The organism is Rufibacter roseolus, assembly GCF_017916365.1.
GTDB lineage: Bacteria > Bacteroidota > Bacteroidia > Cytophagales > Hymenobacteraceae > Nibribacter > Nibribacter roseolus.
The window spans coordinates 1,178,763-1,196,103 of record NZ_JAFMSU010000002.1 but is presented as its reverse complement, the minus strand read 5'-3'; the positions used below and the strand labels follow the sequence as shown (position 1 = coordinate 1,196,103).

Sequence of the window (17,341 nt, the reverse complement as noted above, 5' to 3'; positions counted from 1 at the left end):
TACAGCAGGACCAGCCCTTTTGTATGGTTAGATTTCCATAGGAAAGAAATCTAGCTAATTCCTTTTGGTGGATGCTTCGCTGAACTGAGTCAGGAAATTAAGTTTGAGGCTTTCGCCTCATGGAAATTACAAACTTCCAATCATAGTAGGTCAAAGTTGAAAACTTGAACCATGCCTGCCGAGATATTGAAGTAGCTGGATAGCAAAATTGGCACGAAGCGCTTACTTCAGGACGTACTGGATGCCGCCAAGTAAGTGCCGGAGAAAGAGCGGTTCCTGGAAGCTTTCATCGGTGTGGCCGCCGGCGGTGTAAAAGGCTTTGCCGCCGTCAAAGGTGTGGTACCAGGCAATGGGGTGGCTGGCTCCGTTTTTGCCTCCCTGGTAAGTGGTCTCGTCTAAAGTAGCCAGTACCTTAATGTTGGGGTTGATGTTCTTGAAGTTGTACCACTCGTCTTCTCTTTCCCATCTGTCTGGCAGGAAAGAGGTAGAAAGGTGCGATTTATCCAGCACCTGGACAGTGGCTGTCTGTATCTGCGGGTGGCTTTCAAAATAAGCGCCTACCAGTTGGTTATACCACGGCCATTGGTACTCGGTGTCCGTAGCGGCGTGTACGCCTACAAACCCACCTCCGCCTTTGATGAACTGCTCAAAGGCGCTTTGCTGGGCATCGTTCATCACATCCTGGGTGGTGCTCAGGAAAACCACCGCTTTGTATTTCTTCAGCGAATCTGAGGTGAAGATATCTGCGTTCTTGGTGGTGTCTACCCCAAACCCATTCTCCCGCCCAAGCTTCTGGATGGCCGCCAGACCTGCTGGAATGGACGTGTGGTAAAAGCCCGCCGTATTATAGAAAACCAACACCGATGGGAGCTTGGGACTGCTGTTGTGGCTGTTTTCAGAGGAGCAATTGGTGAACAAAAAAATGGACAAGAAGAGTAACAGGTACAGTTGTTTCATAAATGGGTGGGTGTCCCTTTGTTTAAGGATATAACTAAAAAGATTCGTTTTCTGATTAGCTATAATGCTACGCTTTTTAAGCCTGATTTACAAAGACAGGCCTAAAAAGCGTAGGACAGAAGTTATAGAAAATAAGGGTAGTCTTGGGTTTGCTGGCTTCAGAGAAGAGGATCTCCTTGCGGAGAAAATTTGCCTCTGGAGGCACCTTAAACGGCAGAAGCGTTAATCCAGGGGCTGCATGATCAGGTGCAGGGACTGGTCCAGTTCCGGAGTGTTGGGCAGCGGCAGTTTGAACACTTCCTCCAGCACGGTTTTCACCTGGGCAGGGCTGGTGAGCACCTGTTTTTCCGTGATTCCGTTCTCATGGTGGATGCTTAGTTCATAGTTGCGGAGCGCATAGCGGGCCTGCGGTGTGGTTCTGGCGAACATCAGCCCGTTAACAAACGGGGACCTGGGGTGGGTGGAGGTAAACCAATTGCTCACCTCATAGTCCGGTGCAAACTGCTCCTGCAGGCTGAACCGGTACATGGGTTTCCAGTTCCCCTGGATTTTGGCCTGTAACACAAATTCATTTTCCTGGGGCACCAGCCGGAAAGTCTCGTGCGGGGTTTTCTGTTCGCCTGTTTCCAGGAGCCGCAAAGGACCGGTGAGGGTCAGCCCCCCGAAACCCACATCCGCGATATAGTCGGCGTCTTCCAGGTGCACCAGCAGCAGCATATGGGCCCGGGCGGTGGTCACGCCGGCCGGTACGTTCCAGAGAACCCGCGCGGCCAGGCCTTTCACCTGAAAACCCAGGGCCCGAAGGGCTTCCGCAAACAATTGGTTTTGCTCAAAGCAGTATCCGCCCCGGCCTTCTTCCACCATTTTGCGCTGCAGCGACTCAATATCCAGCGGCACCGGCTGTTTCAAAAATGGATTGAGGTTCTCAAAGGGTATGGAGATGGCGTGCTGAAAATGCAGCTTCTGCAACGTTTCCAGGGTGGGGGTAAGGGGGCCGGAATAGTTGATCCGGGCCAGATACCGCTCCAGGTCCAGTCCGTCTTTCTTTATTTTGAAGAGTGTCTTTTCCGGCGATACAAGGGCGTTTGCTTTCATCTTCTTAGGTAATAAAGGGTTATAGGATAGGTTTGTTGGGTATGAGGTGAAGGCCTCATGTTGGTAATAAAAAGGTGCTTTTGCCATCTTGGGAGGATAGCCTTAGGTCTGTATCAACCTAGTTAAGCCAGGTCAATCAGATAAAATTGCAATGATTAATTTATTATGTAATAAGGGTATTTGACTATTAAGATGTCTAATATAGGAATTAAATTGGAATAATTTAAATTAATCTAAAATTTGTTTCAAGCCTGCTTCCCAGATGACTTAAATAGATTCCTTTTTACTTACCTCCTGAAGGCCTCCTGAGGGAGATACGTTGGGTATCTTACTATTGCAGAAGATAGGATTACCTGGTTAAAGGAGAAACGCAATTGGCACAAAAGCAGGAAGGAGACCAGAAGAAGATGATTGAACAATCCCGGAAGGTTTGTTTTAGGTTTCAAGTAAGGGTCAATCCAGAAAGGTATTTTAAGCCAGGGAAGAAAAATTTAGTCCAACTCAGGTAAGTAAAAAACCATATGATGCAGTACTTATATCATCTTTTGCCAAGTGTGCGTTCTTTTAAAGTCTTTTCCTGAAATGGGTCGTAAAACAGGTGCGGCCTCTTTTTGAAATGAGGCGGCAAAGACGTTCATTTGCTTTAAACAAACCGTTCTAACTCTTACTAATTATGAAAAAAATCATTCTTTTCGTTGCCTTTCTTTCCTTTACCAGCTTGGCAGCCCAGGCCCAGGGCTTCACGTTAGGGCTGAAAGCGGGCATCAGCTCGTCTAATGTGGATCTTAAAAACCCCAGTGCCAATTTCACCCAGTTCAAGGAAGAGGGCAGCATTACCGGTTTTCATGCCGGCGTGTTTACCAGGTTCAATGTAGCGGGTTTCCTGCTGCAGCCCGAGGCGGTTTTGTCTTCCTCCGGCGGTAAATTCCAGGTGCCTAACCAGGACGGAACTGGTACCTCGGTGCAGGAAATTGGCTTCACCAATATAGACGTTCCCATTCTGGTAGGTTATAAACTGCTGTTCTTGCGGGCGTATGCGGGTCCGGTGGCCTCAGTACTCATCAACAGCGAGTCTGATGTAAAGGACTACAAAGACTCTTTTGAATCTGCCGATTGGGGTTACCAGATTGGGGCTGGCGTTGACATTTCGCGGCTTACCGCCGATGTGCGCTATGAGCGCCTGAAACGGGCTTACACTGACCCAAACAATGGTAATGTAGATTTCAGAAACCGGCAAGTTATCCTGAGCATCGGGTACAAACTCATTGGTAAATAACCAAAATATCTAATCACTATAAAACAAGCACCTCCGTTTAGGGGCCATTTCATTGAAAACGGCCTTTAAACGAAGGTGCCTGTTTTTTTACCCTTAACTGACCCGGTCCAGTGACCTGAACCTGATAAACTATTCAGGGACCATAAGGGTGTCTAAAGTCTTTTCCTGCTATTACGCTAAGCAAAGCGTTTACTCAAGCAACCAGCAGTTTACGCCGTCATTGGTCACTAACTGCAACACCTGGGATGGATTGAAAATTGGGCCTTCCACCCGCAGGATTCTGTCACAGTCCTCCAGGTCAAAGTTGATGCGGCAGCCCGGCAGGTGCTGCTGCAAAACCGCCACCAGTCTGTTTGCCTTGGCTACCTCTTCCACATTGGTGGCAAACACTTCCACCATTCTGTTTTCCTGCTGAATCATCATTGGGGATGGGCTTTAAGACCAAAACTTTCTGTCAGAAAAAGGCCGATAAGGGTTAAACGAGTTATAGGGTAGTGGTTTCCGCTTCCGGCGTGAGGGCCTGCTCTTTCGCCTCTTGTTTCAGGTCATGGTTCACCATCCACTTGATATTGAACCGGTCGGTCAACATCCCGAAGTAAGCACCCCAGAACGTTTTATCTAAGGGCATCTCCACTTTTCCGCCTTCAGCGAGCGCGTTGAAAATGTTGGTGGCTTCTTCCACGCTTTGGGTGTCAAGGGAAAGGTGGAAGTTGTTGCCCATGGTCACGGTGTGGCCCATAGATTCCAGGGCATCGGTGCCCATCAGGATGGTACCCTCGCCAATGGCCAGGGCAATGTGCATGATCTTGTCAAGTTCATGGGCGGGGATTCTGCCAGCGTCTGGCATGTCCCCGAAACGCTGCAGGGCCAGGAACTCGCCCCCGAAAACAGATTTGTAGAAATTGAAGGCTTCCTCGGTGTTGCCGTTGAAGTTCAGGTAAGGATGTAAGGTAACCATGTTGCTATTAATTATTGATTTGAGGTGAGTTGATCTTTTTCCAATATTCCTTTAAGGCTGGCCAGGCTGGTTTCCATGTCCTTGCCCAACATTGGCTCCATGACTAAATGCATCAGGTTGCAGGGGTAGGGGTAGCCGCCCACCATGGCCCAGGTTACCTTGGTCTGGTTCTGAGAAACCGCGGTGGTGGTAAAAGGCGTGCGGGCAATTGCCTCCATTGGCTTTTGAAACCTGATCTCAATGTCCACACTTTCCCCGGGCACCAGGCTTTTTATTTCCTGTTCGCCCTTGCCGGCATTGTCGTTCCCGTCCCAGGCATAGACAAAACCCACCGCCCCGTCGGTACCCCGGAAGTTCTTCTTCATCTGCGGGTCCTGCATGGCCCATTTGTTAAAGTAATCCTGGTTCTTGAGGTGGCTTACATAATTGAAAACCTGTTCTTTAGGCTGATTGATGACAATCTCGCGTTCAATACGGTACTCACGGGAAACAAACAGGGCAACCACCAGCAAAGCACCTATAATAAGGGCTAAGCCTAGTAGTATTTTCTTCAGCAATTTCATAGGATAGCGCAATTGGTTAGTTAACCTGGTTTTCAGAGAGTTCCTTGATCTTGAGCAGCGCCACGTCCCAGGCCGCGGACATCATGTCATAGAACTCCGGGGTCATGTCACCCTCAATGGCCACCTGGGTGCCGCCGGCTTTCTCCAGTAATTTATAAGTCTCCAGGCCGCCTTGTACCGCTTTGGCGTCCTCGCTTTGGGTATCTTCCTGGCCATTGATCAAAAGCCCTTCGTACCGCACAGAAAGCACCTCGTGGGGCGTGTGCTGCACAACTTTGCCAATCATGCCGTTCTGGGAGGGATCTTTGAAGAGCACTTTGCTGCCCAATTGCCAATCTGTCTCGGCGTAGGCACCTTCACTGAAGGCCGCGTACCATTGCCGGATGTACTGGTCCTGCACCAACACGTTCCATACTTTCTCTTTGGGGGCTTTGATGTCAATCTCTTTTTTGATAGTGGTTTTTTCCATGGCTTTTATCCGGTTAGTTAAACAATCATCTTGAGAGTCGGGAATCCCGTTCTGGGCCTGTTTTCTAAATAACTGACTTAAAACGGATTGCTAATTTCCTTTGTGTTGGCCAATTCCTTTAGCACAAACATACAAACATCTGCTCTTTTCAAAAGAGGGTGAATGCGACATAAGAGGGGGTTGATTACGACAATAAAGCTTCTTACTTTAAGGCTATGAAGCACATCTCTATTCTTATTCCCGAAGGTGATATTAGCTTTAGCAATATCGAGGCGACCCATAAGATGTTCACCAAGGTCAATGAGGCTTTGGAGCGGACGGGTCAGGCTCCATTGTTCAAGGTGCAGCTGGTGGGGCTCACCCAGGATACCAGGGTTACGAACGGCTTATTCAGCATAAAACCCGAGCTGGTGGTGGAAGACGCCCTTAAAACAGACCTCATCATTATCCCGGCCGTGCACGGCGACATGAAACAAGTCATTGAGGAGAACAAAGGCTTTGTGCCCTGGATCATCAGCCAGTACAGAAACGGGGCCGAGGTGGTGTCTTTGTGCATCGGGGCTTTCCTACTGGCCTCCACCGGGCTGTTGAAAGGCCGCAGCTGCACCACGCACTGGCTGGCGGTGGAGGAATTCAAGCAGATGTTCCCAGACGTGCACCTGCTGCCCTACAAGATCATTACCGATGAGGGCGGCATTTACACCAGCGGCGGGGCCTATTCTTCGCTCAACCTTATTCTGTACCTGGTAGAGAAATTTGCGGGCCGCAACATGGCGGTGCGCTCCTCCAAGATCTTTGAGATTGACATTGGCCGCAACAGCCAGTCGCCGTTCATCATCTTCCACGGGCAGAAAGAACACCACGATGAGCAGATCAGGAAGGTGCAGGAGTTTATTGAGCAGAATTTCCAGAACAAAATCACGGTGGAGGAACTGGCCGAGATGTGTTTCCTGGGTCGCCGCAACTTTGAGCGCCGCTTCAAGAAAGCCACCTCCAACACCGTTGTGGAATACATTCAACGGGTCAAAGTAGAAGCTGCCAAGGTGTGCCTGGAGACTTCCCGCGAGAACGTGAATGAGGTCATGTACTCAGTGGGGTACTCAGATACCAAGGCCTTCAGAACCACCTTCAAGAAGATCACCGGCATCTCGCCCCTGGAATACCGCAACAAGTACAATAAAGAAGCCATGGAAATGGCTTGATCTGTTTCAGGTAAGCCAAAACATCAAGACTGGAAGCACCTGTTACTGTAAATAAATAACAAGCCTTTGGGCCGATGAACCCGGAATGCATCTTCCGTTTCATCGACCCAAAGGCTATTTTGTGAGTGATCTTTAGAGTTCTACTTGACTACGCCTACTTTAGGTGTATCAGCCTGAGAATCAGTTTTGAAAGGCGTGGCACGTAAACCTTCCTTGTTGTACAGGTTGGCACCCTCTAGGTTGTCGGCCCAGGCAAAGCGCATCGCTTCGGGGCAGGCGCTATGTCGTTCCACTCACCCAGGTCAATGGCTACGGCTATGTTGTTTTAGGCCTGTTTTTTGGAAAAAGAGCCACAATCATCACTTGTGGTCTGCAAGTTCTGAAACTTGCCTCAGTCTTGCGGAAACAGTTTGCTTAGACTAACTCGTTTTTCAGTTACTGCACCTTTAAAGCTTTTATTTAGGCCCTTATTCCTGTACCTTTAAAGCAAAGCGCTATTTTAGTTTTCCCTTATTGCAGATGAAAGTACTGGTTATTGAAGATGAACCCAATGTGGCCGCATTTATCAAAAGAGGTCTTCAAGAACAGACGTTTGAAGTGGAGGTGGCCTACGATGGCCTGACCGGCAAAAGGCTGGCTCTGCAGAACGAGTACCAGGTCATCGTGCTGGACATCATCATGCCCCACCTCAGCGGGTTAGACCTGTGCCGACAGCTGCGGCAAGAACAGATCAAGACACCCCTGCTATTGCTTACCGCCCTGGGCGCCACCGATGACATCGTGGACGGATTAGAGGCCGGGGCCGATGATTACCTGACCAAACCCTTCAAATTCAAAGAACTGGTGGCGCGGGTCAGAGCATTGGCCCGGCGGGCCGATACTTCTGTGTCCAGCAACCTCTTGCAAGCCGGCGATCTGCAACTGAACCTGGATACGAAAGAAGTCACCCGCGAAGGAAAACTAATCAACCTCACCGCCCGGGAGTTCGCCTTGCTGGAGTATTTTATGAAAAGGCAAGGAAAAGTATTGTCCAGGGTAGATTTATTGGAGAATGTTTGGGACCTGAACTTTGATTTAGGCTCTAATGTGGTGGACGTATACGTGAACTACCTGCGCAACAAGATTGACAAAGAGTTTTCTACCAAGATGATCCATACCGTAGTGGGTATGGGCTACATTCTTAAGAAGCCGGAGGACGCGTGAATTTCCGGAATCAACTCACCCTCATCTTTACAGGGCTCACCACGGCGGTGCTCATCTTCATGGGCCTTATTATTTACTTTTTTGCTGAGCAGTACACCCACCGGCAGTATTTCCAACGATTAAGGGACAGGGGCGTTATCTCGGCGCAGATGTACCTGGAGCGGGATGAACTCAGTGCCGCCAGCATGCAGAAAATCCAACGCAAATACCTGCAAAGTTTAGCTAGGGAAACCCTCACCATTTTTGATAAAAACCGTCAGGTGTTATTGTCGCCGGATACAGATAAACCTAGTGTTCAATCTGATGTTTTTGACGAGATAGACCAGCACCAGGAGGCAGAGTTCTGGCAAGAAGACAAACAGGCAGTAGGGCTTTGGTATGAGGACAACCAGGGAAACTTCTATGTGATTGTCTCCGCCATGGATGTGACCGGCAAAAGCAAACTCCAGAACCTACAAAAGGTATTGCTGGTCAGTATATTGGTTGGTATGGTGATCATGGCTGTAGCGGGTCACTTCTTCGCCAGAAAGGTATTGCAACCCATTGTTTCCATTGTGCAGGAGGTCAACAAGATCAGGGCCTCCAATTTGCACCTGCGGGTTAAAGGGCGGGAAAACCGTGACGAAATTGGGGATTTGGTGTCTACCTTTAATCAGATGCTGGAGCGCCTGGAGACTTCCTTCTACATGCAGAAGAGCTTTATCGCGAATGCCTCCCATGAGCTCCGGAATCCTCTGACCGCCATTAGGGGCGAATTGGAAGTTACGTTGTTGAAAGACCGAACCCCGGAAGAGTATAAGCAGTCGTTGGAAACGCTCCAGAAGGAAACAGACCGTTTGGAAAAGCTTACATCAGATTTGATTCTTCTGGCCCAGACCGGATTTGACGAAGAAGCGGTTCGGCAGGAACAGGTGCGGATAGACGAAGTGCTGCTAGAAGTAAAAACAGATTTGAGGCAACAACTTCCGCAGAACCAAATCCAATTGGATCTCTCCAACCTGCCGGAAAATCCAGAGTTGATAACCGTTTTGGGAAACCGCAACCTGTTGCAGATAGCCCTTAAAAATGTACTGGAAAATGCCTCCAAGTTCTCAGACCATCAACCTGTGTTGGTCTCTCTAAAATGTGAGGAGAAGCAAGTGGCGGTACTGGTGAAGGATCAGGGAATAGGTATTCCCGAGCAGGAGCTGAATCGAGTAATGGAGCCTTTCTACCGTGCGCAGAACGCCCGTGCCCGCACCGGCTCCGGCATTGGCCTAGCCATGACCGAGAAGATCATGCGCCTGCATGGCGGCTCCATCAAAATGGAATCAATTCTGCAGAAGGGCACTTCTGTTACACTACTTTTTCCTACGGTTTACCAGAGCTAGGTTTTAGGCCCATTTTTATAAAAAGAGGCTGTAAACAAGTTATATAATAAAATTTGAAAAGGAATAAAGCTGTTAATAGAGGCCAACGAGTAGTACAACCGCGTTTGGAGGCCAGCGCCTTATCATCCTGCCGGATGGCGTCGTAGCACTGCAATGACGCTACATTTAGTATCCTGTAGCGACGTTACACCATAACGTCGGACGCGTTTTAGTACACAAGAAGCCAACCAGCCAATCAGATCACGCATTATGAATTTGACCCACGGTTGCCTGCATCAGATATAAAATCCTTCTGGCTGTTTATGGCCCTATATTGATCGTAGTATTCGCCTTGGTTATTGAATTCCTTCTTTAGGATCTTTGCAATGATAAACGATAAGGTTAATTCCACCTTTTTATCAAAGCATTTCAAGTCATACAGCAGATCAACACTTTCAAACTCATATTTCCTAATTAATTGTTTGATCTTGCTTACTTCTATCTCTGACCTGGAGGTCTCACAAACATAGAATTGACTTTCAGTTTCCGCCTGTTGATTTCTGAAATAAGTGGCATGTACCCCTAGTTTGTTGCACAGTTCAATGATCTCAGAGCTATTCAGACTGGAAGAAATCTTCTTCTTTTCCTCTATCTGATAAATCTCCAATAAGTTCTCAATGGCCAGTTTTTGCTGAAACACCGCACTTAGTAAACCAAATAACCTCAGGTAACGGCCACCTACTTCGGGGTGGCTGGCTAAACCGTCCAAGCCATATTTGACAAAACTCTTCTTCGCCAGTTCTCCCACCTCAATTACGTGGATGGAGCGATGTAATGTATTCCAGTGGATGTCTTCTATAAAGGATTTATAAGAGGCTGCCGATCCATTTTCTCGTGTCATCCTCTCCCCAGCAATCTCACTTACCATCTGTTTCTGCAGGTTGTTATACTTCTCAATGCATGTTTCCATGGGTTTGTTTCTTGAAAGATGTACAGACTTTTAAGGGAAATATTTGCCTGAATAGAAGCCCCGTCGATTTGATTGATAGAACTTTTAGCAACTATGAGGTTGAATAAGAGGAGGTAAAAGCATGATAAACTCCCAACGCCTTTTCATTAAAAGTAACCGGGGTAGCACAAGGCCACCCCGGTTCACTCAAGAACGAACCGTTACACAAACAGTCAAACCTATCAAAACTATGCGGGCACGGTATTCGCCTTCCGTGCCACATGGGCATTGGTTCGTTTCTTGAGTGTTCTCTTGTAAACGCTGTCAAACAGCAGCGGGAAAATGAGTAGGGTGAGCACAGTGGCGCTGATGAGCCCGCCAATCACCACAATGGCCAGCGGTTTCTGCGTCTCGGACCCGATGCCGGTGGAAAGCGCCGCCGGCAAAAGCCCGATGGCGGCCATCATGGCGGTCATCACCACCGGGCGGGTGCGCTCTTTCACTCCTTCTTTAATGGCTTTGGCTAGCGGCATTCCTTCCAGCAGGTTGTTCTTGAACACCGAGATGAGGATCACCCCGTTTTGCACGCAAATCCCAAAAAGGGCTATAAAACCCACACCTGCCGAGATACTGAAGTTGGTATGGGTCATCAAAAGGGCCAGAATACCACCTATCAGTGCGAACGGCACGTTCAAAATCACCAGCACCGCGTCTTTCCCGTTCCCAAACAAAGCAAACAAGATCAGGAAGATTAAGACGATGCTCACCGGCACCACTTCCATGAGGCGATCGGTGGCCCGGATCTGATTCTCAAACTCGCCCTTCCACTCCAGGTGCATGCCTTTGTCCAGCTTCACCGCCTGGTCTACTTTCTCCTGCGCTTCTTTGATGGTGCTGCCCAGGTCGCGGCCGCGCACCGAGAATTTGACAGCAATAAAGCGGGCGTTGTCTTCGCGGTACACAAAAGCGGGTCCTGTCACGCTGCTGATCTTGGCAATTTCCTTCAGCGAGATGTTTCCTCCGTGGCTTGTTGGCACCCGCAGGTTGGCCAGTTGTTCTTCATTGTTCCTAAACTCTTGCTGGTAGCGGATTCTGATGGCAAACCTGCGCTCGCCTTCGTAGAGGATACTGGCGCCTTTCCCGCCAATGGCCATTTCAATGACTGCCTGTGCATCGGCGGTGGAGACGCCGTAGGAAGCCATGCGCTGCTGGTCCAGTTCAATCTGCATCTCGGGCTGCCCAATGAGATTGATCACACCCAGGTCGTCAATGCCTTCCACCTTGTTGAGCACATTGTACACCTGGTCACCCAGAACTTCTAACCGTTGTAGGTTATCCCCAAACACCTTCACGGCCATGGAGCCTTTCACCCCGGAGACAGCTTCCTCCACGTTGTCCATGATGGGCTGGGAGAAGTTGAAGCTGATACCTTGGTACGCCGCCAGTTTGGTCTGCATTTCATTGATGAGCTCTTCTTTGCTGATTTTCCTGTGCCAGTCATCCTTGGGCTTCAGGTCCACGTGCATCTCAATGTTGAAGAAACCGGTGGGGTCTGTCCCGTCGTTAGGCCGTCCTGTCTGGGACATTACCTGTTTCACCTCGTCAAAGGACCGGATGCTGCCCCTGATCTTTTCTGACATTTCTATGGACTGCTTCAAAGACGTGCTCATAGGCATGCTGGCGCGCACGTACACAGCGCCCTCGTTAAGTTGGGGCAGGAACTCTGAGCCCAGGAATTTGAAAGTGAAAAGTCCCGCTGCCATGATCGCCAAGGCCACTACTAAGCTGGCTCGTTTGTGCTTGTAGGTGAAAGAAAAGCCTTTGTAGACATACTTGTTCAGGAAATTCACAAACGGGTTGTTTTTCTCCCGCACGTTCTTATTCAAGAGCATGCTGGAAAGCACCGGAACCAGCGTGAGGGTGAAGAACAAAGCCCCAAGCAAGGCAAAGCCCAATGTGTAGGCCAGCGGTGAGAACATTTTCCCCTCCACCTTCTGAAAGGCGAAAATTGGCAGCAGGGCAGTAATGATGATTAGTTTGGAGAAGAAGATAGACTTGCCTAAATCAATGGCGGTTTTCTTGATAATGCCGCGTTTAGAGAGCAGGTTGTAACGGGCCATGCCCACCTCGTGCGCTTTCTTGTCCAGCACCACAAACAGACCTTCCACCATTACCACCGCGCCGTCAATGATGATCCCGAAATCAATAGCCCCCATGGACAGCAGATTCGCGGACATTCCTTTGAGGCGCATACACACGAAGGCAAAGAGCAAGGCCAGCGGAATGATGATGGCTACCGTGATGGTGGTGCGCCAATCGGCCATGAACAGGAACACAATGGCCGTCACCAGCACAATTCCCTCTAAAAGGTTATGCGACACGGTTTTGGTCGTAAAACCAATCAGGTCAGAACGGTCATAGAAAGGTTTAATCTGCACGTCATCGGGCAGCACTTGTTCGTTCAACTCCGTGATCTTGTTTTTGAGCGATTCCAGCACTTCGCTGGGGTTCTCGTTTTTGCGCATCACCACAATGCCTTCCACCAGGTTGGTTTCCTCGTCCCGGCCTACAAAGCCTAGGTTAGGCAAGTGCGACTCAGTTACTGATGCCACGTTGCGGATGAGCACGGGTACGCCGTTGCGATCGGTGACCATCACGTTCTCGATCTCAGAAATGTTGTTGAGCTGCCCGATGCCGCGCACCACGTACGCCTGCCCGTTTTTCTCAATCACATCGCCGCCCACGTTGAGGTTGCTCTTGGCAATGGCCTCGTACACATCAGGCGCGGTGATGTTGTATTTACCAATCAGGCTGGGGTCAACGCTCACTTCGTAGGTCTTCACTTCTCCCCCAAAGCTAACTACGTCGGCGATCCCAGGCACGCCTTTCAGTTTGCGGTCGATCACCCAATCCTGAATGGTTTTCAGTTCGCGTACATCCTTGGTTTTACTTTCCAGGGTGTAGCGGAAAATCTCGCCGGTGGGCCCCGCTGAGGGCTGCATCTCGGCGTCAATGCCCTCAGGTAGGTTCACGGTCGCCAATTGGTTCGCCACCAACTGGCGGGCATGGAAGTCGTCAACCTCGTCCTCAAAGATCATGGTCACCACGGACAACCCGTAAAGCGAGATGGACCGAAGGCTGGTCTTCTTTGGCACCACGTTCATCTCCACCTCAATGGGTATGGTCACAAACTTCTCCACTTCCTCGGCGCTGCGGCCGGGCCATTGCGTGATGATCTGCACCCGCGTGTTGGTCACGTCTGGGAACGCTTCAATGGGCGTGTGCAGAAAGCTGAAGATACCGGCCAGCACAATGCCGGCGGTAATGAAAAAGACTAGGAAGCGGTTCTTAAGCGAGAACCCGATGATGTTTTTTATGAATGAATTCATGAGAAAAGTAATAACTGAGATGTTGGCTACCTTTTGCCAGACACAGCGTACCTGGTGATTTCGGTTTTGGGCCTCTTTTTAGAAAAACAGGCCCAAAACGAGGATAGCTTATTTTGCCTTGGAGGCGTTGTAAACCAGGAGCGGGTACTTACTGATTACACTTTCTCCTTCCTGGAGGCCGCTCTGGAGGTAAGTTGTCTGGCCCACGGTTTGGTAGACCTGTACTTCCCGCAGTTCCACATCGCAGCGTTTGCGGTACACCATCACGTAATTTTTGCTCTGGTCAAAGACGATGGATTGCGCGGGAACCGCCAGCAGTTGCTTGCCATCTGGATACTGCAATCGGATGTTGGCGAACATCTCCGGTTTCAGCGAAAAATCAGGATTGTCCAGGCGTACCCGAACTTTCATGGTGCGGGTCTCGGGGTCCAGCACGTTGAAGATGCGGTCAATCTTGCCTTTGAACACCTTATCCGGGTAGCTTAGCGTGGTCACCTCTGCGGCGTAGCCTTCCTTGATCTTGGAGATATCCGACTCAAACACGTTGGCCATGACCCAGATCTCGTTCATGCTTGAGATGGTGAAGATGTTGGTGTCATTGTCTGAGCGGATCTGCATGTCGGCGTTGATATTTTTCTCCACCACAAATCCCGCCGAGGGGGCTTTCACCACGTACTCAGAGCCTTTGCCTATGCTGTAGATGCCGTAGATCTGCTTCAAGCGCTGCACCTCCGCATCGGCGTTCTTTTTCTCCTGTTGGGCGGCCAGCAGTTCTTTCTCGGAGATAAGTCCGGCCGCCAGCATGTCTTTGGCTACGTCCAGGTTCTTCTGCGCCAATTGCTGAGCTGACTGCGCGGCAATGCGCTGCTGCTCAAACTCCGCGATCTCGCCACTCCGGATCACCGCCAGCGTCTGGCCTTTCTGCACGTAGTCGCCCATTTCCACCTTCACGGTTTGCACGTGTCCGCCCACCAGCGGGAATACCTTGAACACCTTTTTCTCATCCAGCGAGATCTTTCCAACTAGTTGCAATTGGTTCGTGACTTGCTGCAGCCGCGCGGTGTCCATCCGCACCATGTTGGAGAGCGTATCGGTGAGGCACAGTTCATTTATAGCGATGGGGGAGTTCTGTTCAGGCTTCTTTTCTTCTGAGCAGGAAGTGAAGAAAAGGACTCCACTGAGTAAGGCCAGAATCGGAGATGCTATTTTACTTTTCATATAAATACAAGAGATGGGAAGTAATGGGTAAGTTTGACTTATTAATAAGAGATGACTGGTTTGCCCACGGCGAAATTGATTTCCTCTAGGGTGCGTAACCGGTTGGTGCTGAGTTCCAGCAATTGGGTGATGCTATCAGTGTAGGTTTCGTAGTAGTCCAAGAACTCAATGAGGCTGATGTTGCGGCGAACGAAGCTGGAGGTCACGCCTTCCAATAAGCGGTCAAAGTCTTGCCGGAAGTTGGGGTCAAAAGACGCGTAGAACTTCTGGGCTTCCTGCGCTTTCTGGTAGGCCTGCATCACTTCGTTCTCCACCACCAGTTGCTGCTGAGACAAGAGCTGCTGGCTGCGGTCCACTTCATGGCGGGCCATTTTGATGTTGCCTTGATTACGGTTCCAGAGCGGGAGCGGCACAGACACGTTCAAGCCCACATAATCCCGAATGAAGTTGCTTTGGCGGTCATAATTGGCTCCTACGGTTAGATCAGGAACTGCCAATGCTTTCTGCAACTTCAGATTGGCTTGCTGTAAATGGACGTCTGTCTCCGCGGCTTTCAGGTCATAACGGTTTTCCTGGGCGGTTTCCAAAAGCTGGGCGAAAGAGAGCTCAGTACCGTTGAGGTTGTTAAGTGCAGCCTCGTTTACTACTGGCACCAGCGTTGTGGTAGCCGGAGTGCTGGTGAGCAGCCGTAGTTCTGCCTGCTCTTTCTGAATCTCGTTCAGCAAACTCAACTGCTGGTTGCCCAACTGAAAAAGCAAAGCTTTGAGCCTGGTAATCTCTTTTAAAGGGATGTTGCCTTTTCTGTATTGTCCGTCCAGGGCGGTGACCAGCCGTTGCACTGCCTGGGTTCTTTCCTGCAGCACTTTGTAGCCTTGCAGTTTGTAATGCAGTTCAATAAAGCTAGTGCGCAGGGCAAAGCGAAGGGTGCGCAGCAGATCAAAGTAGGCCTGCTCGGTGAGCTGAGTATTCAGTTGCTCTACCTGCACCCGTTTGTTCCGCTTGCCGGCCAGGTAAAAGAGTTGGTCCAGTTGCACGTACGTCTGGCCTTGCTTGGTCACATCAAAATAGCGGCCGTTGGTGGGGTTATAGACACCCTGGTCTAAGCTCAGGACCGGATTTTCAAACAACTTAGCCTGAATGATAGCAGCCCGAGAGGCTTCTATAGCCGTTTTCTGTGCTAAAAGGGGAAGACTACGCTCCTGGAAAAGCAGCTCTGCCTCAGAAAGCGTAAGACGCAGCGAATCTGACTTCGCTGTAATAGGAAAGGTGGGTTTACTGGTAATGTGTGCATAAACTGGCTGGAGTGTAAATGCCAGCAGGAAATGCAGAAAAATCAATTTGGGTTTCAACATGGGCACTCTGATTAAGAATGCCCAAAAGTAGAAGGCCCATATTATAGGCTGATTAGAGCCAGATTAGAAAGTGATGAGAGAGGAAAAATGCCTCTGTAGGGTCAAACGTACAACCTTTTGCAAATTATTGAAATGTATTTCCTGAACGAGTTTGCCTTTAGGTCAGGCAAAGAAGCAGGTTTCCTCACAAAAAGAAAGCTAAGACAATTTACCTGGGTATCCTGAAACTAAGGCCGGCGTTCAGATAGTAATCCGGGGACGCTGAGGTGATTCCCACGGCCATGGATACATCCAGTTGGATATTATAACGGGGAGAAAAGGTGAAGCCCGCATCGGCTGAGTGGCACCAGCTTCCTTTCTCCGGCTTGTCGCCGAACACTTCTACATACGCCCCCGATCGTTCACTGATATCCGCTGCCAAAGACAAGGTGTAGATGCCGGTTCCTTCCGGGGTGCCGCCATCCCAGTGGTAGCCTAAATTATAGCCTAAGCAGAGAGAGTTGGTCAGGGTGTGGGAGAGGGACAGCCTGAAATCTGGGGCCACGTAGGTGGGGCGGAATTCTGAGGAGCCTGAGGGAAGGGTAAGGTGCCCCAGCAGGGATATTTCAGGGATCAATCCTTTTTCCTCAGTTATATAGATTTTGGTGCCCACCGCCATAGCATTCAACCCCCGTTTGGAAGTCGCTCCCCGGTCATTGATCAGGGTTGACTTACAGTATTCAGTTATAAACCGCAGTTCCATTCTTTCCAGCAGGCCCACGCGCAGGAGAACGGTAGGGTAAAGAACATCGGTGATCTTCTGACCCTTCCGTCGTTCCACCTGCCAGAAAAAACCACTTTCCACCTGTAGCGTGCCCAATGGCACCACGCTGGAAGACTCCGTTTGGTCAGGCCGGTCCGTTTCAAGGGGTTGCTTTACTCTGAGGCTATCCTGACCGGTTTGCGCCAGGCATAGAAAGGGCAGTATCTCTAACAGGAGAAGTAAAGTTATTTTCATAGAACGTAGCTAAGATTTAACTAAATAACTCTACAGGTAAAGCTAATTAAAAGTTTAGATTAACCTAAATATTAGGTAAGTATTTGAACAACATATGGGTAAAGTGAAGGAGATAGGCGTAACCCTACTTTCACCTAGCCTTTTCCAGGATGCAGGTGAAATGAGAAGAGATAAAGAGAAGAGGGCTTATGATACAGGAGAAACCTGAAAAGGAGATAGCCAGAGGAATAGGACTTTTGCCTGGCTCTTTCCAGGCTATTTTCAAAAAATAAGGCCGAAAACAGCTTTGTCTCACCAGGTGCCTGAAAGGGCGGGAGCAAAGCAGGTTTTCGGCCTAAAAGGGGTATAATTTGAATAAAAACGC

At 49.6% G+C, this 17,341-nt stretch carries 16 protein-coding genes; 4 read left to right on the top strand and 12 right to left on the bottom strand.

The window, feature by feature from the left end; genetic code table 11:
- Positions 1-222: 222 nt before the first annotated feature.
- Positions 223-957 (bottom strand): ThuA domain-containing protein, encoded by a 735-nt coding sequence (locus J3P35_RS13955; protein WP_210465193.1) that lies wholly within the window; start codon positions 955-957, stop codon positions 223-225.
- A 222-nt stretch (positions 958-1,179) separates the two neighbouring features.
- Positions 1,180-2,052, bottom strand: coding sequence for an arylamine N-acetyltransferase family protein (locus J3P35_RS13950; RefSeq protein ID WP_246850213.1), 873 nt, complete (start codon positions 2,050-2,052; stop codon positions 1,180-1,182).
- A gap of 673 nt (positions 2,053-2,725) precedes the next feature.
- On the opposite strand from J3P35_RS13950, the gene J3P35_RS13945 reads away from it, so the two are divergent.
- Positions 2,726-3,328, top strand: coding sequence for a porin family protein (locus tag J3P35_RS13945; protein WP_210465191.1), 603 nt, complete (start codon positions 2,726-2,728; stop codon positions 3,326-3,328).
- Between the two features lie 189 nt (positions 3,329-3,517).
- Here the strand turns inward: J3P35_RS13945 and J3P35_RS13940 are convergent, their stop codons facing one another.
- The 4 genes from J3P35_RS13940 to J3P35_RS13925 all read right to left on the bottom strand — a co-directional run bounded on the left by J3P35_RS13940 (position 3,518) and on the right by J3P35_RS13925 (position 5,318).
- Positions 3,518-3,751 (bottom strand): hypothetical protein, encoded by a 234-nt coding sequence (locus J3P35_RS13940; RefSeq protein WP_210465190.1) that lies wholly within the window; start codon positions 3,749-3,751, stop codon positions 3,518-3,520.
- Between the two features lie 61 nt (positions 3,752-3,812).
- A complete protein-coding gene (locus J3P35_RS13935; protein ID WP_210465189.1) occupies positions 3,813-4,286 on the bottom strand; it encodes a VOC family protein in 474 nt (157 codons plus the stop codon).
- Positions 4,287-4,297: 11 nt separating this feature from the next.
- Positions 4,298-4,849, bottom strand: coding sequence for an SRPBCC family protein (locus tag J3P35_RS13930; RefSeq protein ID WP_210465188.1), 552 nt, complete (start codon positions 4,847-4,849; stop codon positions 4,298-4,300).
- Positions 4,850-4,865: 16 nt separating this feature from the next.
- Entirely contained in the window at positions 4,866-5,318 is a 453-nt protein-coding gene (locus J3P35_RS13925) for an SRPBCC family protein (protein WP_210465187.1), read from the bottom strand.
- Positions 5,319-5,533: 215 nt separating this feature from the next.
- Here J3P35_RS13925 and J3P35_RS13920 point away from each other — a divergent pair, with 215 nt between their 5' ends.
- The gene (locus J3P35_RS13920; RefSeq protein WP_210465186.1) at positions 5,534-6,520 is read left to right on the top strand and encodes a GlxA family transcriptional regulator; all 987 of its coding nucleotides are present in this window, start codon (positions 5,534-5,536) and stop codon (positions 6,518-6,520) included.
- Between the two features lie 140 nt (positions 6,521-6,660).
- On the opposite strand, the gene J3P35_RS13915 is transcribed toward J3P35_RS13920, so the two are convergent.
- Positions 6,661-6,813 (bottom strand): hypothetical protein, encoded by a 153-nt coding sequence (locus tag J3P35_RS13915; RefSeq protein WP_210465185.1) that lies wholly within the window; start codon positions 6,811-6,813, stop codon positions 6,661-6,663.
- Between the two features lie 226 nt (positions 6,814-7,039).
- On the opposite strand from J3P35_RS13915, the gene J3P35_RS13910 reads away from it, so the two are divergent.
- Together J3P35_RS13910 and J3P35_RS22220 are read left to right on the top strand one after the other, a co-directional pair.
- Complete coding sequence (locus tag J3P35_RS13910) at positions 7,040-7,723, top strand: response regulator transcription factor (RefSeq protein ID WP_210465184.1); 684 nt, start codon at positions 7,040-7,042, stop codon at positions 7,721-7,723.
- A complete protein-coding gene (locus J3P35_RS22220) occupies positions 7,720-9,093 on the top strand; it encodes a sensor histidine kinase (protein ID WP_210465183.1) in 1,374 nt (457 codons plus the stop codon). Before J3P35_RS13910 ends, J3P35_RS22220 begins: the two co-directional genes overlap by 4 nt.
- Before the next feature lie 247 nt (positions 9,094-9,340).
- Here J3P35_RS22220 and J3P35_RS13900 read toward each other — a convergent pair whose 3' ends face one another.
- The 5 genes from J3P35_RS13900 to J3P35_RS13880 form a co-directional block, all read right to left on the bottom strand.
- Positions 9,341-10,042: a hypothetical protein gene (locus tag J3P35_RS13900; RefSeq protein ID WP_210465182.1), complete on the bottom strand. Its 702-nt coding sequence runs from the start codon at positions 10,040-10,042 to the stop codon at positions 9,341-9,343.
- A gap of 227 nt (positions 10,043-10,269) precedes the next feature.
- Complete coding sequence (locus J3P35_RS13895; protein WP_210465181.1) at positions 10,270-13,410, bottom strand: efflux RND transporter permease subunit; 3,141 nt, start codon at positions 13,408-13,410, stop codon at positions 10,270-10,272.
- 108 nt (positions 13,411-13,518) lie between these two features.
- Positions 13,519-14,628: an efflux RND transporter periplasmic adaptor subunit gene (locus J3P35_RS13890; protein ID WP_210465180.1), complete on the bottom strand. Its 1,110-nt coding sequence runs from the start codon at positions 14,626-14,628 to the stop codon at positions 13,519-13,521.
- 41 nt (positions 14,629-14,669) lie between these two features.
- Positions 14,670-15,980, bottom strand: a complete 1,311-nt coding sequence (locus J3P35_RS13885; protein ID WP_210465179.1) for a TolC family protein — start codon at positions 15,978-15,980, stop codon at positions 14,670-14,672.
- A 208-nt stretch (positions 15,981-16,188) separates the two neighbouring features.
- A complete protein-coding gene (locus J3P35_RS13880; RefSeq protein WP_210465178.1) occupies positions 16,189-16,977 on the bottom strand; it encodes a transporter in 789 nt (262 codons plus the stop codon).
- Positions 16,978-17,341 lie beyond the last annotated feature (364 nt).